The organism is Dickeya sp. NCPPB 3274, assembly GCF_000406205.1.
GTDB lineage: Bacteria > Pseudomonadota > Gammaproteobacteria > Enterobacterales > Enterobacteriaceae > Dickeya > Dickeya fangzhongdai.
Map to the genome: position 1 here is coordinate 2,463,943 of NZ_CM001979.1, position 25,573 is coordinate 2,489,515.

Consider the following 25,573-nt stretch of genomic DNA (forward strand, 5'->3'; position numbering starts at 1 on the left):
TTACTGTCAGAATGCCTTTTTTCGCCATTAAGTCGCCGACCATTATCACGACGGCTAATTTAATGACATACCAATCCCTCGCAGCAGGCTGCGAAAGAAATTTCGTGGAAACGTTAATCAATTAACGCAAAAGGTTACCGTTAATTCGCTTTATTACCGGTAGCCATATTCATTCCGTTTTTATTTATTGGATGCGCAGCCTGAAACCAGGCCGCCAATTGCATCATATCCTGCTCATTCAGCGTACCGGCGGTATAGCGCAAATTCAGCCATGCCTGTAACCAGCGATATTTGACTTCCGTCAGCTCGCGGCGGGCGTTGTACCACTCCTGTTCCGCCATCAGCACGTCCAGATTGATACGCTCGCCGCCGGCGACGCTTTGCCGCGTAGCGCGGATCGCTTCCGCGGCGGCGGCCACGCTCATCTGCCAGGCGCGGATTTTGGCGGCCCCGTTGGTGCACAAATTGAACTGCCGACGCAGTTCCGCAAAGGTCTGTCGGGTCTGGTTGTCCAGTTCCGCCTGACTTTGCTGGTATTCCGCCGCGGCCTGACGCATCGATGCCGAAACGGCGCCGCCGGAATACAGTGGCACGCGCACCTGCAGACCAACGGTCTGGGTATCGTATTTCTGGTTGTAGTTGTATTCAGACTCCGACAGGCTGTTGCGGGTGGATGCCACCAGATCCAATGTCGGCAGGTGGCCGGCGCGGTTACGCTCGATTTCGTAGCGGCTGTAATCGACGCTTTCACGCTGTACCGCCAGCTTGGCGTTGTGCCGCACCGCCAGTTCACGCCATTGCGACAACGACCGATTTTCGGTGACGTTATCCGGCAACGCGTCCAGCGCCAGCGGCGACAGGTCCTGAATTTGCAACGGCGAACCAATCATGTTTTCCAGGTCGGTCATCGCGGCGTCCAGCGTATCTTCCTGTTCGATACGCTGCGCTTCAGTGACAGTGTAACGTGCCTCCGTTTCACGCAGGTCGGTTTGCGTTCCTTCCCCCGCCGCCAATAAACGACGGTTCAGCGCCAGTTGTTCCTGATAGGCGCGTCGCTGCGCATCCAGCAGCATCAGTTTTTCCTGTGCCAGCAATGCTTCGCTCCAGGACTGATACAGACGCACCATCAGGTCCTGACTGCGATCGCGAAATCGCTGATCGGCCATCAGTTTGCGGGTGACGCCCTGCTGGTAACGCGCCCAGGCGGCATAGTCCAGCAGCGGCTGACGCAGCGTCAACGTCGAGACGTAGTTATCGTAATCGCGTTTCGTCGTGTTATTCAGCGTCCGGTCTCGTTGCGTCACCTTGGAATGACTGTAATTAGCGCCATAGCTGTATTGCAGCGACGGCAGCAATCCGGCGCGGCCGATCGCCACTTCCTCCTGCCCGGCGTCCCGTTCGAAACCGGCCGCCCGCAGCTGTGCGTCATTGCGCAGCGCCAGTTCCCACGCATCCAGCAGCCCCATCGCCTGGGCGCTGCCGCCCGACAGGGATAACACCACCATCAGTAATACCGCTTTCCTTCGCATTGCTTCCTTCCGTTACTCTTCCGTCAACGCCAGATGCATGCGATCCATCAGGGGTTTAAACAGATAATTGATAAACGAACGTTCCCCGGTGCGGACAAACCCCTGCACCGGCATACCGGGTTTAATTTCCAGCCCGTGCAACGAACGCTTGCCTTCTTCGCTCACCTGAATGCGCAGGCTGTAGTACGGCGTGCCGTCCTTTTCGTCCACCAGCCGGTCAGCGGAAAGCAGGGTCACCGTTCCCGGCACTCGCGGCGTGGTGCTTTGGCTAAACGCAGTAAACTGCAGTTCCACCGGTAGCCCGGACCAAACCTTGTCCACCATTTCTACCGGAATGCGCCCATCCACCAGCAGCGGTTGATCTTCGGGAACGATTTCCATCATCACCTGCCCGGGGGCGATCACCCCGCCTTCGGTGAAGATCTTCATGTCCACCACGGTGCCGGCAACCGGCGCACGCACCTGCACATTGGCCAGATTGAAATCCGCCTTCTCGCGCTGGCTGATCACTTCATTCAGTTTGGCCTGCACGTCGGACAATTCGCTGTTGACCTCTTTATCGTATTCCTGCTGTCGCTGGGCGATGCGCAATTTCTGCTGCTGAATATCGCGCCGGGTTCGCCCGACTTCGCCGCTGGTTTGAGCCAGTTCGCCGCTGACCTGCGCAAACAACCGTTCCGTTTCCAGCATCTTATTGCGCGGGACATAGTTATCCGCCGCCAACGGCCGCAGCCCCTGCAACTGCTGGCTCAACGCCGCCTGCTCGGACTGCTTGCTGGTCATCACCTTTTGCAACGCGCCGAGCGAGGTTTCCAGACCATCAATACTGGCACGCACTCCGTCGGTTTCCAGCTTTAGCGCCTGTTGACGGCTATGCAGCAAATCTTCCTGCAACGCGATGATGGCGGCCATTTCCGGCCGCTGGCGCGCCTGCGTCAATCGGGGCGTCGCCACCAGCGACGACTGATTACGCTGTTCCGCCAGCAGGCGGGCTTCGCGGGCAATCAGTTGATCGTATTGGGAGCCAAGCCCTTCGCTGGTGGTACGAGCGTCTACCGCATTCAGCGTCAGCAGCACCTGACCCGCGGCAACGCGATCGCCCTCTTTCACCTGAATCCGGTCGACAATGCCGCCCTGCATGTGCTGGATCACTTTGCGATTGCCGGACACCACGACACTGCCTTGCACCGCCACGCCTTTATCCAGCGGCGCCAGCAACGCCCACAGCAGAAAACCGCCAAAACCGGCGAGCACCAGCCACCAGCCCAGCCGTAACGCCCGCTCTTCATCCCGGCTGGCGCGATCGCGCATTGCCGCTTCGTTCAATTCATCCTGAGTGGTTATATCCATGCCTGTCATCACGAGATCCCTGTCATTGCGGCATTGCGGCCGTGGGGTTCATCCGGGCCTGATTGGCGGCGCTGCGCTGTTGCAGTTCCGTCAGCACATCCCGCGCCAGTCCCATACGCTGCTGCTGGCCCTCATGGAGGATCAGAATTTTTTGCGCCAGCGTCGTCAACGCCGGACGATGGGTGATCAGCACCACGGTCGCGCCGCGCTTCTGCAACGCGACAATCGCCTGCATCAAGGCCTGATCGCCTTCGCTGTCGAGGCTGGCGTTCGGTTCATCCAGAATCAGCAGACAAGGGTCACCGTACATAGCGCGCGCCAGGCCGATACGCTGCCGCTGACCGCCGGACAAACCGCTGCCGCCATCGCCCAATTCGGTGTCATAGCCATTGGGCAACGACAAAATCAGTTCATGCACGCCCGCCAGCTTTGCGGCCGCCACGACTTTTTCCGGATCGGCATCGCCAAAACGGGCGATGTTTTCCACCAGCGTGCCCTTGAACAGCTGTACATCCTGCGGTAAATAACCGATGGTCGGCCCAAACGTGTTTTTGTCCACCTGATTCAAATCAGCGCCATCCAAACGCACTTTGCCTTGCGTCGGCGCCTGCGCGCCGACCAGCAAACGCGCCAGCGAGGATTTGCCGGATCCGGATGCGCCCAGAATCACCAGCGTTTCGCCAGCCTGCAACGAGAAATGAATGTTCTGCAGTCGGGCGTTGCCCTGGGCCGGGCGCAGCGAAACCTGTTCCACGCTGAGATGCCCTTCCGGCGCAGGCAGCGCCATCGCCGCCGGGCGCGGCGGATAGGCGACGATCAGCCGAGTCAGGCGCTGCCAGGCAATGCGCGCGCTGCTCCATTGTTTCCATACCGCGATTAGCTGATCGATCGGGCTCAGCACCCGGCCAACCAGAATCGAACCGGCGATCATCATCCCCGGCGTGATCTTGCCGTCGATCGCCAGCAACGCCCCCAGCCCCAGCATCAGCGACTGCAATGCAATGCGGCTGTACTTGGACGCGCCGCCTACCGCGGCGGCACGCTCGCTGGCCAGATTCTGCAGGGAAATAAAACGGTAGTGGCGCGCCAGCCAGCGTCGACGCAGGTTGCCCAGCATTCCCATCGCTTCAATGACGTCGGCATTGCGCAACTGGGCGTCAGCCAGATGGGTCGCCTGTTGCGATTGCTGATTGGCTTGCGCCAGCGGTTGATTGGTCAGACGCTGATTCAGCCAGGCTAGCGCCACCAGCACCACGGTGCCGCCCAGCGCCAGCATCCCCAGCCAGGGATGCAGCAAAAACAGCACCAGCAAAAACAGCGGAAACCAGGGCACGTCGAAGAAGGCAAACAGCGCATTGCCGGTGATGAACTGGCGCAGCAGCGTCAGATCGGTCAGCGCCAGCCCGGCGCGGCTATCGCCGGCTTCCAGATTACGGGCAAACGCCGCATTGAAGACATCCTGATTGAGCGCCAGATCGATACGGGTGCCCAGCCTCACCACCAACAGACTACGAACCCACTCCAGCGCCCCCATAAAGGCACACAGTCCCGCCATCAGCAACGTCAGCATCAGCAGGGTGATACCGTTGCCGGACGCCAGCACCCGGTCATACACCTGCAGCATATATACCGAAGGCGCCAGCATCAGTATATTGATGACGGCGCTGAAAATCCCGACGCTCCAGAAACTGCGGCGGAACTGGCGCAGCACGCCGAACAACGAACGATCTCGCTCAGAGGAAGCATTCACGGCTGGGCATTCTCCCTCAGGCTTTCTTTTTCAGGGTGCGAACGCTGCCGTCAGCCAGCTTATGTTCGTAGTGATCGCGGTTGCGGCTGAAAAACGCCACTGCCGAACCGTCTTCCTGCGTCAGCGTCAGACCGTCTGGCGTAGGCCGCCAACCGACCGGCGCTTCCGGCAGCAATTTTTGCAGGCATGCGCTGTCGCCAGCCAGCCGCCAGGTCGTGCCGTCAAGCACATCCGTGTTCAAGCGGATATCACAGTGTTGCTCCGCTCCGCTCAATACCCACTGCCCGCTCATTTCTGCCGCGGACGGCAATCTCAGACTGCTCGCCATACATCCTCCACTCAGTGCACTCAATAATGTCGCAATAATAAGCTGTTTCATGATATTCCCATCATTCGGTCATCAGTGAACGCGTTTAATAATTGAAACCATCGTGTTAAATACGTGGATAACGGCAGGCATATCTCCAATGCGAGAAAATACCTGCCGTTATTCAATCAATCAGAAAATAACGGGAACGCCCCCATTATCTTTAAACAATAAAATCCGACGGCTGTAATGCCGCACCGACAATGTTTACCAGAAAATCAGCCGAGTCATGCCCGCTTAACTGCAACCACATATTGGTTTGATGAGACTGACTATCCCAATTCAACAACACTTCGTTTCCTTTTCCCGAGAAATTATCAACAAAGCGGAGATCATGATTTTTATTAAATGCGGATAAATCGATCCTGTCTTCTCCACGCTGGAAATCGGTAATGGTATCCGGCGACGACAATAGCGAATCCTTTTCCCAGGCATAAACAAAAATGTCTTTACCGGCGCCACCGGTTAAAATATCAGCGCCGCCGTCGCCATAAAGCACATCATTACCGGCGCCGCTGTCAATACGATTATCAGACAGATTTCCCACAATCACATCATGGCCTGAACCGCCAATCGCATTTTCAATCACCGCGTCCGCGGCAATGGAAACGTTGCCTTTCAATCCGCCGACATCCGAGAACGTGCCGCTAATCAGGCTGATTCGCTGATTCGCGCTATAACCGGAAAAATCAAACGTATCGTTGCCGCCCGCATCCCAAACGGAGAATATCAGCGGTGTTTTGCTGTCTGTCGCCGTATAAAAATCACGACCGCTAGTGGAGTGAAATCCGTATACCGTATCGCCCGTACGAATCGACATATTCGCGCCATACAATTTTTGAATAGCCGCAATATCATCCATTAGCGGCGCGGCGGCATGATAGCCATGAAAATCGCCGCCGGTGTACCCTTCATTCCAGTAGCTCATAATGCTGAACTGGCGGGTATCCTCCGCGTAGGTCACATCCTTATAGCCCGGGTTACCGTCGGACGCGTCATAATCACCTGGATGATACAGCCCCAGCGTATGGCCGATTTCATGCGCCAGTGTATTACGGCCAAATTCATTGATATCCGGCCGTTGATTATCAGCCTGATTATAATTAAACCAGGCTGAACCGGCCCATTTCCAGTTGCCGGGATAGAAACCAAACGCCTGACTGTTGTTATCGGTATTGCCATCCGGACTCAATGTATAGTTGCCAAACTGAATGGTGGCGTGCTGATCATCCTTAACTTCGCTAAAAGTGACGTTCGCCACATCAGCCCAGGATTGCAATGCCAGTTTGGCCTGCTCAATCTGCGCGGCATTAAATTTGACAAAGCCTTTGAAATTATCAGGCATGTCGGCATCAGAAACCGACTGAAGAAAAGCGTAAGTCAGCGCAACGGATTTACCGAAAACCTTTTCGCCATTCCAGGTAATATTGCCACGAGTTATTTGGTCGCGGGCCTGTTCCAGCGTATAGGATGGTTTATCGCCGATGTTGCCATTTCCACGGGCGTGGTAATTCCATAATTGATAGACATCCGCCACGCCGGTATAGCCGCCGGACGATGCGGAAGAAAGATCGGTTTTCTTTCCATATAAAGCCATAACATTTCCTCCATGAAATTCGCCTTTATACCCGTCATACTTCAAGTTGCACTGGGTATACATCTGATGGCGCTATCCCTTGCGGGTATGACATCTGTTTACAGAACCGCTTGTTCATAAAACCGCTGCTAAACACCAAACTATTCACTTTTCGTCCTATTGAAAGTGAATGCTCCCTGTGGCGCGTTAATCAGATTGAAATGCGGCATAGGCTGACAACACAGACAGGTTAGTAAAACAGAAATAAAATGACAAGATTCTGTCAGGAAAATCGACGTTTCATTACCATGCGTTCAGGCTACGAAAAAAAACCGGACAGAACATTGCGGAAGGGGAAATTGACAGAATAAAAAGTGGCGCATCTGTCGCCAGACGCGCCACCGCGTTTAATAATGTGAAAACAAATTACAGCGACGCCAGCGTACCGCGGATAACCTCGGCATAGGGCGTCGTCGGGCGACCCAGCAATGCCGCCAGCGCGTTCTTATCATCAAACAGTCCGCCTTTTTCCGCGCCGGCGTCGGAATCCGCCAACATATCAGCCAGGAAATCCGGCAATCCCGCGCCTTTCAGCGCGTTGGCGAAATCCGCCTGGGACAGGTTGACATACTGCACCGGTTTGCCGCTCTGCTTTGCAATTTCCGCGGTAAATTCCGCCAGCGTGTAACTGTTATCGCCGGCCAGCTCATAAACTTTCCCTTCCTGACCATTCAGTTGCAACACGATTGCAGCCGCTTGCGCATAGTCGCTGCGCGCCGCCGAAGCAATACGGCCTTCACCGGCGGCGCCGATAAACGCGCTGTGCGCCAGAGCCGGCGCGATGCTGGCGGCATAGTTTTCGGTATACCAGCCGTTACGCAAAATAACATGAGGAATGCCTGAGTCGCGCAGCGCGCCTTCGGTCGCCAGATGCTCGGCCGCCAACCCCAGCGACGAGGTATCCGCGTGCAGCAGACTGGTGTAGACAATCAGCCCGACACCGGCTTTTTTCGCCGCCTCGATCACCGCGTTGTGCTGGGTTTCGCGCTTGCCGACTTCACTTGATGAAATCAACAGCAACTTGTCTACTCCGCTCAGCGCGCTGACCAGCGTATCCGGCCGGTCATAATCGCCATGTCGTACATGAATTCCCTGCGCGGCCAAAGCGCTGGCCTTAGCCGGGTCGCGTACTACCGCAACGATCTGTTCTGCCGGTACCGATTTCACCAGCGAATCAATCACCAGACGGCCCAGTTGGCCGGTTGCTCCTGTAATCGCAAACATAACGAACTCCTGTTAATGAGAAAACCCTACGCCATGCTTCAACCCGAATACGCTCAACGCCAGACAGGTTGAAGTTCGTGCCAGCAGCATATGACTCAAACTCACTTTTAGTAAGTACTTACAGAAATGTTAGTGTTAAATAAAAATGCCGACATCATCACAGAATGCCCGCCAGCGGCTTCCCGCTGGTATGCTGCCGGGTAACCTGTAAGATAATCGACCTGCCGGTTTTTTAGTTTCAGTCACATCGCACTTATGCGATATTGCTTTTTCAGAGAGCTGATGACGCAAATATTTGTCATATTTGTCACTTCTTTACGTATTTGATTCGTGATCATCAGAATTATAATCGCAGATATTGAACACGATTTTCTGCCTTGACGGTTTATCACAAAGGGTCTCTTTGGCGTGGCAAAATTATTTTTACGCAGTGGAAATTTAGACGATTTTCTTGCGTTGGGAGAGAACGGCCAGCCCGTTTATGCTTCAGCGCTGCAATTACGGGAGACACTGCGTCTTCGCAAACAACAGCACATCGCAGACTGTCTGGCCATTCCCCAACCTAACGAGGATGGCGATCGCATCGACTGGTATGCGCCCTTCGCCGGCAAAATCACCTCCTGGATGGCGGCCAGCGACGAGCAGCGCGAGCAGGCGTTGCTCTTGCTGGAACAGTATCTCGGCACCGTTGACGCTATTAGCGAGCGGGCGCGTCAATCCAACAAACCAGCCCAGAAACTCTTCGGTGTCTTGCTGGCGAAAGCCTTTCAGTTTCCGGGTTCCAATCATGTCTATCTGGTGGACGATAAACCGGTCATCACCTTCTGGGGATTTGTCAGCCTGGGCAAAAAATCCCGCGTTGATGTGCTGGAGTGCCTGCGTCCGGTTGAACCGGTCGAGATTCCCGAGCCGGTTCCGGAACCGCTGCCGGAAGTGACCACGCAGGTCGCCGACCCCGAACCGGAACAACCGGCGCTGCCGGTCGAACCGGAACCCGTCGTGATTGCCGAACCGGCCGCGCCGCCGCAAACCGCCCCGTCGCCGCGCCGGGTGTGGACCAGCATCTGGTTGCTGGCGCCGGGCGCCGCGCTATTGGCGACGTTGGCGTTCCAGATTCGCAGTTGCGTTTCTCAACCCGAAAACAACACTCCGCCGGCGGTGACCACCATTAAACCGGAAAAACGCGCGCTGAGCGCCACGCCGGCGGATACGCTTCCACAGCCGAATCTGCCGCTGGAGGTGGCTACGCTGTTGCCGCCGCCGGCGGTGGCTGAGCAGAAAAAACCCGAAGAAAAAGCGCCGGAAGCCCCCGCGCATGTCGAGGTAAGCGCCGCCCCGAAAGGCGCGCTGGTGATGCCTGCCGACGCGGTAAAAATCGGCTCCATCCGTTTTCTGGACGGCAACTGGCAGGCGATGCTCATGGCGAAAAATCCGCTGACCGGCAAACCGCCGGTTCTCCGCTACCAGATCAAAGACGGCAAAGGCCGGGTGCGCTTTACCTACGGCGAAAAAATCACCTGTCAGGCCGAGGTGGAAGCCGGGTTGCACCAGTCCGGCAATCTGGTGATCAACAGCCGCTATCGGGCGCGCTGCAGCGATGGTTCCCGTTATCCGATGCCGGAAATCGTCTGTACCCGACAGGAATCGAGCGAGGCCGCAGAATGTAAAGGCCGCTACGATGCCGACACTGTGCTACCGATGACGATTAAGCGTGAGAGCAAATAACCATGCTGGCAACCCTGACAGATTACAAACAACAAATTACGCTGATTCAGAATAGCGGTATTCAGTTTCTCGATTTTGCGTTAAAGCTCCCGCCAGCTCGGTCAAGCTTCGCCAATCGTTTTGTTCGCAAGAGCGCCAACGGGCCGCTGTTGCGGCTGACGTACAACGAACACAGCGGCAAATACGCGCTGCCGAGCGCCATGCAGGTGCTGCCGGAAGCGGTCAACCCGGAATCCAGTTACACGCTGGAACAATCGTTGCGCCTGCTGAGCAACGTATGGCTGCCGCTGCCCTTCTTCCGCTTTAACCCGCCGCGTACCTTCATGGGCGGCCCGAACAACTGGGCGCGGGTGCAGGTGCTGGAACTGGGCGAACCGGACGATGACGGCAACACCCACCGCCTCTGTCTGGCCTTCGATACCCGCGTTTATCCGGAAAGCCACGATCTGGAAGCGCTGGCGCCCAGCGAAAACGACATCAACGCCGGGCGGTTATTTACGCTGGCCTATCGCAGTGAAGAACTGGACGATTTTCTCGACCAGACCTGGGTGGACGGCTGGCTGCGCGAAGCGTTTTCCCAGCAGGCGCTGCAGGTGGAAAGCCGCAAGCCCCGCGATATCCGCCAGAATCTGCGTGAATTTGAATATCAGGCGCATTACCTGAATCTGCTGGATATTATGGCGACGCTGCTGGATGTGCCGGAAATCCGCATCACCAGCAGTACGCTGAAAGAGCCGGCCATCAATGTGGATCTGATTCTGGATGTCGGCAATTCCCACACCGCCGGGATTCTGGTGGAAGATCACGCCGATGAGAGCAACGGCCTCAAGCAGACCTACGAGCTACAGATCCGCGATTTGGGCCAGCCGCATTATTTGTACAACGAGCTGTTCGACAGCCGGGTGGAATTCGCCCAGGCGCGTTTCGGCAAGCAGAATTTCTCCTTCGAAAGCGGCCGCGACGATGCGTTTGTCTGGCCGTCTATTACCCGTGTCGGGCGCGAAGCCAGCCGTCTGGCGCTACAGCGTCAGGGAACCGAAGGCTCCAGCGGCATTTCCAGCCCGCGCCGCTATCTGTGGGACGAAGAGCCGTATGTGCCGGGTTGGCGTTTCAGCCAGACCAACAGCCCGCGTCAGCAAGAGCCGCTGGCGACCGCCATGCCGCTGACCATGCTGGTTAACGATGAAGGCCAGCCGCTGTTCAGCCTGCCGCTGGACGAGCGCCTGCCGGTGTTCGACCCGCACTACAGCCGCAGTTCGGTAATGACGTTCATGCTTTCCGAGCTGCTGGCGCAGGCGCTGATGCAAATGAACAGCGCCGCCCAACGCCTGAAGATGATTCACGCCAACGCGCCGCGCCAGTTGCGCAACATTATTCTGACCCTGCCCTCGGCCATGCCTAAGCCGGAACGTGAGATCTTCCGCCGCCGTATGATCGAAGCGATCGGGCTGGTGTGGAAAGCGATGGGCTGGCACCCGGCCGATGAGGATTTCCTGACGGCGGATGACAAGCGCCGCAGCAGCGTGCCGGTGCCGGAAGTCCAGATGGAGTGGGATGAAGCCACCTGCGGACAGATGGTGTACCTCTATAACGAAGCGCAGGTGAATTTCGGCGGCCGGGCGGAAGCGTTCTTCGCCAGCATGGCGCGCCCGGACAAAGAACTGGCGGACGACGAGCAGCCGGGGAAAACCCTGCGTATCGCGTCTATCGATATCGGCGGCGGCACCACCGATCTGGCGATTACCCAATACTGGCTGGACGACGGCGTCGGCAGCAACGTCAAAATCATCCCCCGCCTGCTGTTTCGTGAAGGGTTTAAAGTCGCCGGCGACGACATCCTGCTGGACGTGATCCAGTTATATGTCCTGCCCGCGTTGCAGGTCGCGCTGAAAAAAGCCGGCGTCACCAGCCCGGACAGCCTGATGACCCGACTGTTCGGCAGCGAAGGCCGCATGGACGGCCAGTTGACGCTACGTCAGCAGGTCACGTTGCAGATGTTCATTCCTATCGGCCAGGCGGTTCTGGAAGCCTACGAACAGTTCGATCCGCTCGATCTGAACGCGGAAATCGACACTACGTTCGGTGAAATGCTGCCGCAGACGCCGACGCGCAAAGTGCTGGAGTACGTCAACAACGAGATCCAGCGTGAACTGCCGGACGAGGAAACCCCGTTCGACATCCTGCAGGTGCCGTTGATCCTGCGTCTTGCCAAGCTGCACAGCGAATTTCTGGCCAACCGCATGAGCATTACTCAGCACCTGCGGCTGATGTCGGAAGTGGTGTCGCTGTATGCCTGCGACGTGCTGCTGCTGACCGGCCGGCCATCCCGTTTCCCGGGCATTCAGGCGCTATTCCGCCACCTGCAGCCGCTGCCGATTAATCGCATGATGTCGCTGGATGGCTATCACACCAGCGACTGGTATCCGTTTAACAAGCGCGGACGTATCGAAAACCCGAAATCCACCGCCGCGGTGGGGGCGATGCTGTGTCTGCTGGCGTTGGATCTGCGCCTGCCCGGTTTCTACTTCAAGGCCGGGGATTTCGAACCCTATTCCACCGTGCGCTACCTCGGGATGCTGGACAGCAGCCACACCCTCACCGCCGATAACGTCTACTATAACGATATCGATCTGGATGACGCCGATTTCACGCTGGACGATCAGTCCGGGTTCGAAGTGCGCGGCTCGCTGTGCCTCGGCTTTCGCCAGTTGGACAACGAACGCTGGCCCGCCTCGCCGCTCTATTCACTGTCGATCGTCGATCCGGAACTGGCCCGCAAGGTGGCCGGCGACAGCGTACTGCACGTGCGTCTGAAAGTGGTGCCGGGCGACGATAACCTCACGCCGGAACGCGTCGAGATCGCCGATGCGGTGCTCGGCTCCGGGCTCGCTATTTCGCCGCATCAGTTAAGGCTGAAACTCAATACCTTGTCCAGCACGGTTTCCGGCATGGCACATTACTGGATCGATAGCGGGAGCGTCTTCAAGAAATGAAACCATTAACGCCCAAACAGCTGTCGAGCCGTCTCAGCCGTCAGTTACAATCCGTTTCGCAAGGCGTAGATCAGGCGATCGCCTGGGTGGATGAAACCCGGCGCAACGTTCCGCGCCTGGATATGGAAGCCGATCGGCTCATCGTTAAGCTGCGGCGTTGCCGCAACAAAGCCCGCGGGCTGTCCGATTCGTCGCTTAAAGAGATCGCCATGGGCATGTTCGGGCTGGCTCAGGGCGGCAAAACCTATCTGCTGACCTCGCTGGCCGGCGGCGAAAACGGGCGCATTGAAACGTCCGTCGGCGGCGTCACGCTGGATTACCAGAAAAATATCAATCCGGACAACCAGCAGCCGGCCTTTGTCACCCGCTTTACCCGGCAGGCTGAAGGTAAAAACACCCCGAATCCGGTGCAGGTCCAGTTGCTCAACGAGGCCGATATCGCCCGTATTATGGCCTATGCCTTCGTACTGGAAGACAGCCAAAACCCTGCGCCGGAGATCGACGAACAGCATATCGTCGAGCACCTGAAAACCCTGTCGTTGCACCGTCAGCAAGAAGCGGTGCCCGGGCTGGACGGCGATGACGTGGTCGCGCTGTGGGATTATCTGGTGCGCCACGACGCCCGGCGTCAAAAGCCGCTGGAACGCAAATTCTGGCCGCTGGCGGTAGAGTTGGCGCCGCATCTCAGCATCGATGACCGCGCCAGCCTGTTTTCGATGCTGTGGGGCGAGCAGTCGGAATACACCTCGCTCTACCGTCATTTCGCCCACACGCTGGAGCAATTGTCCGGCGCCCGTAAGGTACTGGCGCCGATCAGCCTGCTGGTGGATGAATCGTTGCAGCCCGACAGCGGTATTTTCAACGCCAGCCTGTTCGACCGGCTCAATAGCCCTTCCGATCTCAGCGCGCAGGTGCGCCCCATCGTCAACGGCCGCGCGGCCAGAAATGTGGAGCTGTCGCTGGCGGAACTGCTTATGCTGGCGGCCGAAGTGCAAATTCCGCTGCTGTCGCCGCCAAAGGAAACGTTGTTCGAACAGGTGGACCTGCTCGATTTTCCAGGATTCAGCCTGCAGGACGAGCCGGAATTCGAGCCGGACGAGGACCACCCGGAGCGGCTGTTGCGCCTCAAGCCTCACCCGTTGTCCCGAGCATTGTTGCGCGCCAAACGCGCCTATCTGCTGGAACGTTATACCGACGATCAGGAAATGAATCTGCTGATGGTCTGTACCGCCGCCGCCTGCAAAGCAGACGTGCGCCACGTCGGCCGGGCGCTGGATTTTTGGGTGCGTCATACCCAGGGCGAAAACCCGCAGGTCCGCAGCCGCCGCAAACCCGGCCTGATCTGGGCGGTGACCCGTCATGACCGGCGTTTCACCCACGGCTACAACAACGATGAAGCGGTACAGCGTTACGTGGGTAACCCCGGCGATGCCTGGGGCACCATGCTGGCGATGGACAAGCGCGGCATCAACCGGATGGCGGCCTGGCTGGACGCGGAAGTGCGCCGTGAAGTCAAACTGGGGCGTATCAACGAGCAGCTGAGCGAATTGCAGCGCGAGCTGTCCGATAACCTGCTCGGCAGTTGGTATCAACCGGCCGGCGCTGATGATCCGGCGCACAAACAGCCTATCGCCGAGTCGATGCTCAAGGCGTTGCAAACCCGAACCGGCGTACACGGCGAGCTGCTGGAGCGGTTATTGCCCTCCCGCGATGAACTGCGCCGACTGTATCTGCAACAGCAAGAGCAGACGCAACGCAACTTCGCGTCCTACCAGGAAACGCAGGATACGGCGGTGCCGCTGGCCAGCTACGAGCCATTTGGCGTCGGGATGGATATCGACCTGTTCAGCGACGACGCCGACCCGAGCGAAGAAGACGAAGCGGTCATCGTCCCGGCGCCGACCGAGGAAGAGCAAACCGAAAACCACAGCTATGAGGCGGAGTTCGCCCGTAATCTGTACCGGTATTGGATCAACCACCTGCGTAACCTGCCGGAAAACATCGCCATCATTGAATTGCTGGGGATTAACCGCCCCACCATCGAAATGCTGGTGGAGGAACTGATTACGGCCAGCGTGCGACTGAAGATTGACGATGAGTTGCAAACCATGCTGGTGGATTCCGGGCAACTGGGTATTAACCGGGAAAGCAAGGCGGATCGTCAGGTATCGCGCGCGCTCAACGTCCTCGGCGATTTCGTCGCCTGGCTGGGCTTCCAGCAGGTGCCCGAAGCCGGCCGACCGGACAGCCGCGTCAACAAAGGCAACAAGATCTTTGCCAAACCGGAAAAGCAGACGGCCAACTTCGGCACCTCCCGCCGGTTGACCAGGCTGTCGGCGACGCCGGTCAACAATACCGCCTATTACATTTATGACTGGCTGATCGGCCTGAACGAGATGATTATCCAGAACGCCGGCTATGCGGCCGGACGCGATATCAAACCCAAACAGCGCGAACGTCTGGGAACGATTCTGGGTCTGATCAAACCGGCCGAAAGCTGACCCCTGCGGCGGAGCGCTACGCTCCGCCCCTTCAGCATAAAAGTTTACACAATCAAATAATTATGCTGCTTTCCTTATCCTCTATTTCGATAAAATCACGTTAGAAATCAGGCTGGTCTTGCAAAAACGCGGCTCTCACGTCATAGTTTTATTCGGGGTGTGCACTGTTGTACCGAATGTGTAACGAATACTTTGATTGCCATGTTTTTTCTTTGATTCGCCCGGTTTAAAACAACACTGTTGACGCTAAAAAAAGGAACGCAGGCTACCCCGCTCTTTTTTCCACCATCATGACGACCACGCTGCTATTCCTGCCAAGGAAAGCGGAGCGGCCCTTCTTCCAGGGATATCGGGTTACAACTATCCATTGGGTGTGTTCTAAAACGCACTAACACCCGTATTGATATACCAGACTGCGGTGATGTCGCCTGACGGCAACGTCGCCGGAAAACGATTGATATCCCCGTTCCACGACGCCTGACGCCAGACTCAGACGCGCGGTTTTCTCTCAGCTGTTCACGACATGGCACAGGTAACGCATCATGAGTAACAGTAGTGAACCCGACACCGCCTTTGACGATTTCATGACCTTATCCGCCCTGCTTACCGGTTTCAGTCAGTTTGAACTGACCGGAACCGGGCTGGCCCGCGATTATTTCACCTGGCTGCAGCACAACGCCGCCGGTCCGTTCAAACAGCTGCTGCACGACTTTGCGGCGCAACCGAGTGATGACGCATTACGGCTCAACTGGCTGGAAGCCACGGTGCTGACATCGCTGACGCTCGGCCCAATCGCCCGCAGCCTGCTGCGTCTGTGGTACACCGGTCAGTGGGTCCCCATCAATCCGGAACCGGACGCCGCCGCCTATTTTCTCAGCGACGCCGCCTGGCGCGAGGCGTTGATCTGGCAGGCTATCCATGCCCATCCACAGGCGCTCCGTCAGCAGGAATTCGGCGCATGGGCCGAACCGCCCATTGCTGAATGGAGAACGCGCGGATGAATGTCATCACCCCTCATCAGGCTGAGCAGACCGATTACGACGTGGTGATCGTCGGCGGCGGCATTGCCGGTTCGCTGATGGCCAAGACCCTGACCCGCGGGGGAAAACGCTGCCTGATACTGGAGGCGGGCGACGGCGATAACCTGCATTACGCCGGATACCGGCAGACTCTACAGCGTTATCGACAGCACCCGGGTAAAAGCCATCAGGTATCCGGGCCGCGCAACGTCAACGCGCCGGCGCCGCACGATACCGCCCTCCAGCCCCTGATGCCCGACGGTTACGACGACCGCGGCTATCTGGTGCAACGCGGCCCGTTGCCATTCAGTTCCACCTATTGCCGCCAGCTCGGCGGCACCTCGCTACAGTGGCTTGGCAGCGCCATGCGCATGCTGCCGGAAGATTTCGAATTGCAAAGCCGCTACGGCATCGGGCTGGACTGGCCGTTGCGCTATAACGATCTTGAACCCTGGTATCGGGCGGCGGAGTACGAACTGGGCGTCTCAGCCAATGTGGAGGAGCAGGCTTATCTGGGGATCCGCTTTCCGCCGGATTATGTTTATCCGATGCAAGGTCTGCCCCCCGCCTGGGGCGATCGACAACTGGCGCGCCGCCTCAACGGCATGACGGTCATGGAAGACGGGCAGGCTACGCCGCTGACCCTGCGCGGCACGCCGTCCGCGCGCAACGGCGTGCCGCACCCCGGCTATGACCACGGCCGCGGCTATCATCCTCGCGGCGCGGCAGGCAGCCCGCACCTTGGCCTGCGCTGCTCCGGCAATAGCTATTGCACGCCGCTCTGCCCGACGCAGGCTCGCTACAACGCACTGAAAACATTGGAAGACGCCGATCCGGCCTTGCTGGATGTCGTCACCTGTAGCGTGGCGCACAAGTTGCTGATCGACCCATCGACCGATGCCGTCACCGGCGTACAGTTTCGCCATTATGTGCATCAGGAAACGGCGTTGCATCACCTGCATACCGTCAGCGCCAGACGCTATGTGCTGGCCGGCAATGCTATTGCCAACGCGGTGCTGTTGCTGGCGTCCGACGCCTGCAAAGGTAATGATCTGGTGGGACGACATCTGATGGATCACCCGGTGCTGCCGGTCTGGGGTCGGGCTGACGCGCCGTTGTGGCCGATGCGTGGCCCGCTTACCACCTCGGGGATCGAGGCCATGCGGGGCGGTTCGGCCCGCGCCCATCGGGCGGCCTATCGTATCGAGCTGAGCAACGACGGCTGGCGCTGGCCGGTCAACGCCTTATATCACGATGTCGAACAGTTGCTGGCGGAGCCGTTGTGCGGTACCCGCTTGCGCAGTCAAATGCGCGAACGGCTATCACGGCAATTCAGCGCGCGCTGCCTGGTGGAGCAGTTACCGGAATACAATAACCGGGTGACCATTCATCCTGACTATCGCGATGCGCTGGGTAATTACCGTCCGGTAATCCACTATGACCTGTCGCTGTACACCCGCACCGGCGTCGCGCGCGCCGGCACCGTCATGCGGCAGATTTTTCGCCACACCGGCATTCGCGATCACAGCCATTACTCGCCCGCCGACCCTGGCTACTTTACCTGTCAGGGGCAGCCGCTGGCGTTTGTCGGCGCTGGGCATATCGCCGGCACTCACTGCATGGGCAGTTCGCCCCACCATTCGGTGGTTGATCGTCAACAGCGCAGCTGGATTCATAAGAATCTCTATCTGGTGGGGGCTGGAAACATGGTCAGCATGGGAACGGCGCCGCCCACCCTGACGCTGGCGGCGCTGACGCTATGGGCCGCGCACACAATTCTTTCCGAACTGGACAGAATGTGTGCCAGCACACGTTAAACGCGAAAAAAGCGCTACAAAAGATGATGATATTCGGGTTTCATGCTACGAATAAATAGATAAGACTAACTACACACTTCGTCACTGCCGCAACTGACTAAGACGGAATAACATCATGAACTTAAATGAACACGCCGCACACCAAGATTTGGACTCTATGTTCAGGGAAAAAGGCTATGTCAAATTAACCAGCCATAAGGATTTGGCTCACGAGTTAGACGATATCCGGGACTTGTTGCAAAAAGCGATGGTGCTGGAACACGCGGTAATCCCCCCTTACCTGACCATGCTTTATACGATGGATGACGACATCGATCCGCGTGTCCCTGAAGTGATCCATTCCGTCGTAATTGAAGAAATGCTGCATTTTGTCATGGTCGCCAACCTGCTGAATGCGGTGGGCGGCACGCCGAATATCAGCGGCTCCGACTTTTTGCCCGATTACCCGGCCACGCTGCCGTTCGGCATTGAAGACCTGGAAATTCAGCTGCACCCGTTTTCTCAGCACGCCATACATCAGGCGATGCAAATCGAACACCCGAAATATGTGCGCCCGGAAGTGGTGGCCAGCCATGTCTGCAGCGACATGTCGATCGGTGAATACTACGTCTATATCGAGTCGCGCCTGCGGGCGGCGGTGGAGTCTTTCGGCGAAAAAGCCGTGTTCTGCGGCGACCCCACGCGCCAAATTGAGCCGGAGCAGTTCTGCCACGGTTCCTACGGCACGGTGATTCCGGTGACCGATCTGGACAGCGCGGTCGCCAGTCTGCGTCAGATTTGCGATCAGGGCGAGGGTTCGCCGCACAATATCTGGCAGGGCGAAGACAATGACGTCCCGCACTATTATCGCTTCAACGAAATCTACTGCGAGCGGCTGTACGCCCGCGGCGACACCATCGCCAGCGGCCCGACCGGCGAACCGTTGACGATCGAATGGGACAAAGCGGTCAGAACCCACAGCGCAGCCAAAGTCAGCGACTATCCGGAAGGCGAGTTGCACAAGGCGATTGTGCGTTTTAACCGTCGCTACTGCGAACTGCTGGAAAACCTGCAACTGGCGCTGTCCGGCCGGCCGCTAAAACTCACCCCGGCGGTGATGGCGATGGGCGCGCTACGTGAGGATTTCCGGGCGATCGTCTCCCACCCGTTCCCCGGCGACAACGCCTACCGCGCTGCGCCGACGTTCGAATATACCCCGCCGCCGCCGCCGCGTTTCCAGGCCAAAAGTCAGGCGGTGACGTTCTCCAACAATCAGGCGACGCTGGAGAAACTCGGCCAGGCCTATGCCGCGGGCGATCTGCCGATGGCGCTGACCTGCCTGAGCGAACAATTGGTATGGGACATGACCGGCCCGGTGGATGTACCGTACACCGGCGTTTTCTACGGCCACGAAGGCTTCTCCCGTTTCTGGTCGCTGATGAGCCAGACGGTAGAGTTCAGTAGCGAAGTGGTGGAGAAAGTCTTCTTCAGCGACAATCAGGCGATGGCTTACGGCAGCCAGCAGGGGATCACCAAATCGACCCGCGTGCCTTACAGTTACGACTGGGCGATACGGTATGAATTCACCGACGACCACCGTATCCGGCTGATGCGCAACTACTTCAACCCGATGCGTATTCAGGCCGCGCTGGCCGCGGCGCCGTCGAAACCACGATCGTTCATCAATAAGTGACGCATTCGGAATAAGTAACACGCCCGGATGCTTCCCTTTCCCGCACCGCCAGTCTGGCGGTGCTTTTTTTGGGGCGCGTCACAGGCTGAAAAACGGCTCTACAATCTGTTGCACGTCAGGGGTGGCCGTCGCCACATGCATACCGCCTACCTCATAGCTTCCCCGATATTTCACCACCAGCCCGGCTTCCGTACAGATCACCACCCCGGCGGCGATATCCCAAATGCTGGTGTTTTTCTCCACATAACCGTCAGTAAACCCCAACGCGGCAAACCCCAGCCCGACCGTGGCGCAGCGATAGCGCGCCACCGCCCAGCCTTCGTCGCGCAGGTAGCCGTCCAGCATCGCCACTTCCGCCGCCGCCCATTTATTGCTTTCCCCCAGCGCCACCAGCCGGACTTCGCTGAACGGCACCTGACGGCGATACGGCATCCCGTTACGCCATACGCCGCAGCCGATCGCCGCCGACAGCGTCAGGTTCAGCATCGGCAACGCAACGGTGCCGACCATCGCCAGCCCGTTTTCGACGTATCCGATGGAAATGCCCCACAACGGCAAACCGCGCAAAAAGTTGGTGGTGCCGTCTATCGGGTCGATGGCCCAAAAGCTATCGCTGACCTCGCCGCCCATTTCCTCGCCCAGAATGGCGTCCTGCGGGAACGCTTCCCGCAAGCGGTCGCGGATCAACTGCTCGACCTGCCGGTCCGCATCCGACACAAAATCATTGGCGGATTTCTGTTCCACCACCACGCTGTCACGCCGGGCAAACAACTGCCTCGCCAGCAACGCGGCTTCCTCCATGACCGTGTTGGCGGTCTCAAAGCGTAACTGCAGATCAGACATTACATCCTCCCGTTATCAACCACTCCGGTTATCAACCCAGTAAATCGGGAATATCAGACAGGATCGTCTGCGCGCCATTGTCGAGAAAGCGCCGGGCCTGTGCGGCGTCATTGACGACCGCCACCGCGTATTCGATGCCGCTGTCCGCCAGAATGTGCTGGGCTTCGTCATCCAGCAGCTCCGACAGGCAGTGCAAAATCTGGCAGTGGGTTTCCTGCAACAACGCCACCGGCCGTTTGGGCGGCACCACCACGGCAAACGCTCGCGGCACATCCGGCATCAGCCGCGCCGCCGCCTGAATGGAACGAACGGAAAAACTCGACAGAAACAGGCGGTCACGGTTGGCGGGCCACATCGATTTCAGCACGCCCAGCGCCACCTCCGCCGTTTCGACGTCGTCGCCCGCCGTCGGTTTCAGCTCCAGCTGTAATCCCATATCCAGCTCCAGCACGCACGCGATCAGCTCCTGCAGCGTCGGGATGGTCACCCCGGCGAACGCGTCGCCGAATTGCGCGCGCGCATCCAGCCGGCGAATTTCCTCCAGCGTCAGGCCGGCGACCCAGCCGCGCCCGTTGGTGGTGCGATCCACCCGATCATCATGGATGATCACCGGCTGGCTATCCCGCGTCAGTTTGACATCCACCTCCAGCCACTTCGCCCCCAGTTGCGCCGCTTTACGCATGGCTGCCAGCGTATTCTCCGGTGCCAGCGCCGAAGCGCCGCGGTGGGCGATTAGCGCGTCATTCACTACGCGGTGACGACGGCGGTGATCAGTTATCGCATCAGACATAATGGTTTCCCTGGTGTTTCAATGCATCGGTGTTGAGTAAGAAAATATGTTGAATTAAAAATGCGTTCGGCCTTGCCCGCGTCGGATACCGAAAACGGTTTTCAAACATCAGTGGTTCAAACGCTAGTTGTTCAAACATCAGTTGTTTAAACGTTAACGGTTCAAACGTCATAACAAGGCCGCGCGATGTCATTTCAGCATCACGTTTTGGATAAACTGCTTTTTGATTTCGTCGCCCAACGGCTTGGCCGCCCAGGCAAAACTGCGCGACCGCTCCAGCGAATCCGCCGCCTGAGCGCCGTCGCCGGCCGGCGCCAACAGCGCGGTGCCGAACTGCGAGTGAAAGCGCTGCTGCGTGTCCGGCTGCGTCAGCCAGTGGATAAACAGTAACGCCGCCGCCTTGTGTTTGGCGTTGGCCGGAATCCCCACCACATTGCCGCCGCCCGGCATGCCAAAATCAGGCAGATAGAACTTAATGTCCGGCGACACTTCGCCTTTGCGCTGCAGCGAAAGCACCAGATCCTCCCATGAAGCGGCGAGCTTAAATTCGCCGGCATTCAGTCGGGTAATGCTGTCTGCATTGGACGCGCTGATCACCATGCTGCTTTTGTAACGGTTGAACCAGCGCCAGGACGGCGCAAGCCGTTGCAACACCTCCGACGCGGCATTGCCGTCGCGGTAGTTCACATCGGTGACCAATGCCCGGGTGACGGATTCGATGAACGCCGGACCGGAGCCGCCATTCTCCACGTTAAAAGCGAACTCACCGGGGTTTTTCACCAGAAACTGTTCGAACTGAGGCAGCGAGTGCGGCAGCGCGGCCGCGTCGATGCGGGCCGAATTGTAGGCGATCACGGTCTGATTGCCCCAGAACGCCACCGCGTAGCCCTGGGTATCTACCCCTTCGATCTGATAGGTCAGCTTGTCGCCGCCTGGTAATCGGGACCTGAGCGGCCCCCAGAACAGTTTGGGCCCGTTCAGTTGCCCGAACTGGCTGCCGCCCACCGAGATCACGTCGATATCGCCTTGCTCACGGTGCTGCTCCGCCAGCAGCTTGTTGATGCTGGCCATCGCCTCGCCATCCGGAATGGTGACCCGAATACCATACTGTTTCTCGAACGCTTTCACCTCTTCGCGCAACCGGTCCTGATAGTACCAGTTGAACCAGGTAAGCTGACCTTCCCGACGCGCCTGCGCCTCCACATCCTGCCAGGACATCGTGTTCAGATCCGCCGCCTGCGCCTGATACAACGGCAACAGCAGTGCCGGCAGCGCCATCAGCTTTCCTAGGTTTGACAGCTTGAGTCGAGTAAGCATGCAAGATTCCCCTGAATGGTTAAGCGGCATCGTCGCTATCCTTTGTTGACGAACGCAGACGCCGGAACATTTTTGAGACAGCGCTCCATCAGCAGCATCAACACCACGTTAGGTACCACCAAAATCAGCGACACCACCGCCGCGTTGGGCCGGATGAAGTTATAACCCAGGTACGAATACAGAATGGTCGGCACGGTGATAAAGTCTGGCGCGCCCACAATGTAGGAAACGGAAAACTCTTCGATCGACAGAATGAACACCATGATCATCGCCGCCATCGCCCCGGACTGAAGTGCCGGCCAGTAAGCCACTCGGAAGATTTCCCGTCGGGAGGCCCCCAGGTTGCGTGCCGCATCCACCAGATCCTGCCGGACCTGACTGAAAGAGACGCTCAGAATGCGGATGGCGTACGGCAGAAACAGCACCGTATGACCGAGAAAGATCCCCATGAACCGCGAGTACACGCCCAGCCGCGTCAGCAATGAGGAGAAGAAGATCGCCACCACGAACCCCGGCAACACAATCGGCAGCAGCGTCAGCGCCTGCGCCAGCCCTTTGCCGGGGAACGACAGCCGACCAAACGCATAGGCGGTCGGCATTGCCAGCAGCAGGCAGGTCAGCGTCACCATCGGCGCCAGCAGATAGCTGTGCAACAGCGCATCGGGCAGCGATGTGTTGAGCCATAATTCACGCCAGCGCAGCAGCGACAATACCGGCGGAAAGACATCCGGGTAAGCCCACGGGTGCGACGGATCCACCAATGACCACAGCACCGCCATGGCAAACGGCAGAATCAGCCAAACGGTCCCCAGCAGCAGGATCACCCCCACCAGCAGGCGATTGAGTCGGTCAATCACAGCCTGTTGCATCGGCTATCTCCTCATCCCGTTCACGACCACGCGGGCCGCCACCGCCAGCATCCCGGCGCCCGCCAGCGACAACAGCATCAACATCACCGCCACCACCGCCGCCTGATTCCAGCCCTCAGCACCCGACTGCTGCACGCGCAGCATCAGTTGCGACATGGAATTGAGGTTGACCGGCCCCGCCACCGACTGAAAGGAAAAATCACCGGCGGCACCGATAAATATCAGCATCATCGCCGTCTGCAACGCCCGTAGCGTCAACGGCAGCACAATGCGGCGAAAGCGGACCCAGGCGCCGGCGCCGAGATTACGGGCGGCGTCCAGCACCGTTTCGCCGATGGCCTGTACCGAACCGCTCAGCAACAGCAACGCAAACGGCATCTGTTTCCAGATCTGCAACAGAACCACGCCGATGCCGCTGGCGTCGTTTTGCATACGAATCGGCCGCTCCGTCAGCCCCAGCCGCAGCATGGCTAGATTGAGAAACCCCTGATAAGAGATGAAATTGACGAACAGAAACGCCGCGGTCAGCCCTGGCACCAGCAGCGGCGCTTTCAGCAACGCACGCAGGGTGACGGCCCCCGGAAACGGCTTGCGCAGCCAAATCGCCAGTGGGTAGGCCAGCGCCACCGACAGCAACGCGCTGAGCAGCGCAATGCGCGCCGAGTAGAAAAAAGCGCGCCACAGCTGTTCGTCGGTCAGCATGGTTTGCCAGAAACGCAGCGATAACCCACTGTCACCGGCAAAATTGAAGAACCCCAGCGACTGGGAAAACGCCATCCCCAGCACCGCGCTCATCGCCAGTACGATAATCCCCAGCCCCGGCAGCAGCATCAGGTAAGCCATCAACGACGATCTCATGCCGCCACCGCTTCGCGCAAAAACCGCAACGCGCCGGGCGCCAGCGAAAAATAATAGGTTTCGCCCTCCAGCAGCGGCTGATAGCCCAACAATTGGATCCGGTACTGGACGCTGTCGGTATCCTGATGACAACCTTCGACCTCCGTCAGATTGCCGAGAAAAGTCTGGCGCTTAACCCGCAGCGAAAAGATATTCTGCCCCAGCGCGGGCAGCGACAACAGGCAGGCGTTTTCCGGCCGCCAGCAGAGATAGACCCGCTGCTGAGCCGGTGGCTCGTCCGACGCCACCGTGAATTCGCCCAGCTCGGTGGTGACCCGATACAGCCCGGCGTCCCCATCCCGCGCGGTAACCGTCCCCACCATAATGTTGGCGGTGCCGATAAAATCGGCCACAAAGCGGTTGACCGGCCGGTGATAAATCTCCTGCGGGGTTCCAGCCTGAATCACGCTGCCGCCGTGCATCACGACAACTTTGTCGGACATCGCCAGCGCCTCCGCCTGGTCGTGGGTCACATAAACCGCGGTAAAACCGTGCTTACGCTGCAAGGCGCGGATCTGCAACCGCAGTTGCTCGCGCAGCCGGGCATCCAGATTAGACAGCGGTTCGTCGAACAGCATTACATCCGGGCGCACCGCCATTGATCGCGCCAGCGCCACCCGCTGCTGCTGACCGCCTGATAACTGGGTGGGCAATTTATCCAGATGCCCGGCCATCGCCACGGTCAGCGCGGTTTCGACTACCCGGTGGCTCAACACTTCCCGCGCTACTTTGCGCTGCTGTAACCCAAAGGCGATGTTTTCCGATACCGTCAGGTGGGGAAACAGCGCATAAGACTGAAAGCACATCGCCGTATTGCGTTTTTCCGGCTCCAGGCCGTTCATTTCCCGGCCGCCGATGCGGATATGCCCGCCGTCCAGCGGGACAAAACCGGCAATGGCGCGCAGCAGCGTGGTTTTGCCGCACCCGGACGGCCCCAGCAGAGTGACGAACTCACCCTCGTTAACGTCAAACGACACCCCTTTGAGGACAGGAACATCACCGTAGGCCACACTGGCGCGTTCCACTTCCAGTCTACTCATTGCATGGTCTCCCGTGAGTCGTAAGGCATCATGTTCAGCAAGGTGAAAACGTCGTTAATTCAATTTATAATGCAGTATGCATAATAATAATGACAGATATGTTGCAAAGATGTAGTCAAAAACAAGAAGACTTAATTTATTGATATAAAAATAAATATATAAAAAAGTCCTGCGCATTCGTTTTTGACACCATTATTTTGGGGTTGTATATCATGCATAGTGAAATTATCATTC

Annotated in this window: 18 protein-coding genes; 6 read left to right on the top strand and 12 right to left on the bottom strand. The window is 58.2% G+C overall.

From position 1 onward, the window contains the following. Positions 1-140: 140 nt before the first annotated feature. From DXX3274_RS11250 to DXX3274_RS11275, 6 genes are all read right to left on the bottom strand, one after another. The gene (locus DXX3274_RS11250; RefSeq protein ID WP_042859848.1) at positions 141-1,529 is read right to left on the bottom strand and encodes a TolC family outer membrane protein; all 1,389 of its coding nucleotides are present in this window, start codon (positions 1,527-1,529) and stop codon (positions 141-143) included. Between the two features lie 12 nt (positions 1,530-1,541). Then, positions 1,542-2,888, bottom strand: coding sequence for an HlyD family type I secretion periplasmic adaptor subunit (locus DXX3274_RS11255; RefSeq protein WP_042859849.1), 1,347 nt, complete (start codon positions 2,886-2,888; stop codon positions 1,542-1,544). Between the two features lie 13 nt (positions 2,889-2,901). Further along, on the bottom strand, positions 2,902-4,629 hold the full coding sequence (locus DXX3274_RS11260; protein WP_042859850.1) for a type I secretion system permease/ATPase: 1,728 nt from the start codon (positions 4,627-4,629) through the stop codon (positions 2,902-2,904). 16 nt (positions 4,630-4,645) lie between these two features. Beyond that, a complete protein-coding gene (locus DXX3274_RS11265; protein WP_084478759.1) occupies positions 4,646-5,008 on the bottom strand; it encodes a protease inhibitor Inh/omp19 family protein in 363 nt (120 codons plus the stop codon). 151 nt (positions 5,009-5,159) lie between these two features. Beyond that, positions 5,160-6,593 carry a serralysin family metalloprotease gene (locus DXX3274_RS11270; protein ID WP_042859852.1) on the bottom strand — a complete coding sequence of 478 codons (1,434 nt, stop codon included), beginning with the start codon at positions 6,591-6,593 and terminating at the stop codon, positions 5,160-5,162. A 405-nt stretch (positions 6,594-6,998) separates the two neighbouring features. Beyond that, positions 6,999-7,856, bottom strand: coding sequence for an SDR family oxidoreductase (locus DXX3274_RS11275; RefSeq protein WP_042859854.1), 858 nt, complete (start codon positions 7,854-7,856; stop codon positions 6,999-7,001). Positions 7,857-8,264: 408 nt separating this feature from the next. Here DXX3274_RS11275 and DXX3274_RS11280 point away from each other — a divergent pair, with 408 nt between their 5' ends. The 6 genes from DXX3274_RS11280 (at position 8,265) to DXX3274_RS11305 (ending at position 19,583) form a co-directional block, all read left to right on the top strand. Beyond that, positions 8,265-9,581 carry an SrfA family protein gene (locus tag DXX3274_RS11280; RefSeq protein ID WP_042859856.1) on the top strand — a complete coding sequence of 439 codons (1,317 nt, stop codon included), beginning with the start codon at positions 8,265-8,267 and terminating at the stop codon, positions 9,579-9,581. Between the two features lie 2 nt (positions 9,582-9,583). Continuing rightward, positions 9,584-12,574 carry a virulence factor SrfB gene (locus DXX3274_RS11285; protein ID WP_042859857.1) on the top strand — a complete coding sequence of 997 codons (2,991 nt, stop codon included), beginning with the start codon at positions 9,584-9,586 and terminating at the stop codon, positions 12,572-12,574. Beyond that, positions 12,571-15,075 (top strand): putative virulence factor, encoded by a 2,505-nt coding sequence (locus DXX3274_RS11290; RefSeq protein WP_042859858.1) that lies wholly within the window; start codon positions 12,571-12,573, stop codon positions 15,073-15,075. The genes DXX3274_RS11285 and DXX3274_RS11290 overlap by 4 nt, the downstream gene beginning before the upstream one ends. A 542-nt stretch (positions 15,076-15,617) precedes the next feature. Then, entirely contained in the window at positions 15,618-16,076 is a 459-nt protein-coding gene (locus DXX3274_RS11295) for a hypothetical protein (protein ID WP_042859859.1), read from the top strand. Then, complete coding sequence (locus DXX3274_RS11300; RefSeq protein WP_042862063.1) at positions 16,073-17,911, top strand: GMC family oxidoreductase; 1,839 nt, start codon at positions 16,073-16,075, stop codon at positions 17,909-17,911. Before DXX3274_RS11295 ends, DXX3274_RS11300 begins: the two co-directional genes overlap by 4 nt. Before the next feature lie 115 nt (positions 17,912-18,026). Next, positions 18,027-19,583, top strand: coding sequence for a ferritin-like domain-containing protein (locus DXX3274_RS11305; protein WP_042859860.1), 1,557 nt, complete (start codon positions 18,027-18,029; stop codon positions 19,581-19,583). Positions 19,584-19,661: 78 nt separating this feature from the next. Here DXX3274_RS11305 and DXX3274_RS11310 read toward each other — a convergent pair whose 3' ends face one another. From DXX3274_RS11310 to DXX3274_RS11340, 6 genes are all read right to left on the bottom strand, one after another. Continuing rightward, a complete protein-coding gene (locus DXX3274_RS11310; RefSeq protein ID WP_042859861.1) occupies positions 19,662-20,426 on the bottom strand; it encodes an inositol monophosphatase family protein in 765 nt (254 codons plus the stop codon). Between the two features lie 31 nt (positions 20,427-20,457). Further along, complete coding sequence (locus DXX3274_RS11315; protein WP_050569861.1) at positions 20,458-21,216, bottom strand: glycerophosphodiester phosphodiesterase family protein; 759 nt, start codon at positions 21,214-21,216, stop codon at positions 20,458-20,460. A gap of 189 nt (positions 21,217-21,405) precedes the next feature. Continuing rightward, a complete protein-coding gene (locus tag DXX3274_RS11325; protein ID WP_084478761.1) occupies positions 21,406-22,533 on the bottom strand; it encodes an extracellular solute-binding protein in 1,128 nt (375 codons plus the stop codon). Positions 22,534-22,568: 35 nt separating this feature from the next. Continuing rightward, positions 22,569-23,402, bottom strand: coding sequence for an ABC transporter permease (locus tag DXX3274_RS11330; RefSeq protein ID WP_042859863.1), 834 nt, complete (start codon positions 23,400-23,402; stop codon positions 22,569-22,571). A gap of 3 nt (positions 23,403-23,405) precedes the next feature. Further along, positions 23,406-24,260 carry an ABC transporter permease gene (locus tag DXX3274_RS11335; protein ID WP_042859864.1) on the bottom strand — a complete coding sequence of 285 codons (855 nt, stop codon included), beginning with the start codon at positions 24,258-24,260 and terminating at the stop codon, positions 23,406-23,408. Then, a complete protein-coding gene (locus DXX3274_RS11340) occupies positions 24,257-25,339 on the bottom strand; it encodes an ABC transporter ATP-binding protein (RefSeq protein WP_042859865.1) in 1,083 nt (360 codons plus the stop codon). Before DXX3274_RS11340 ends, DXX3274_RS11335 begins: the two co-directional genes overlap by 4 nt. Between the last annotated feature and the right edge of the window lie 234 nt (positions 25,340-25,573).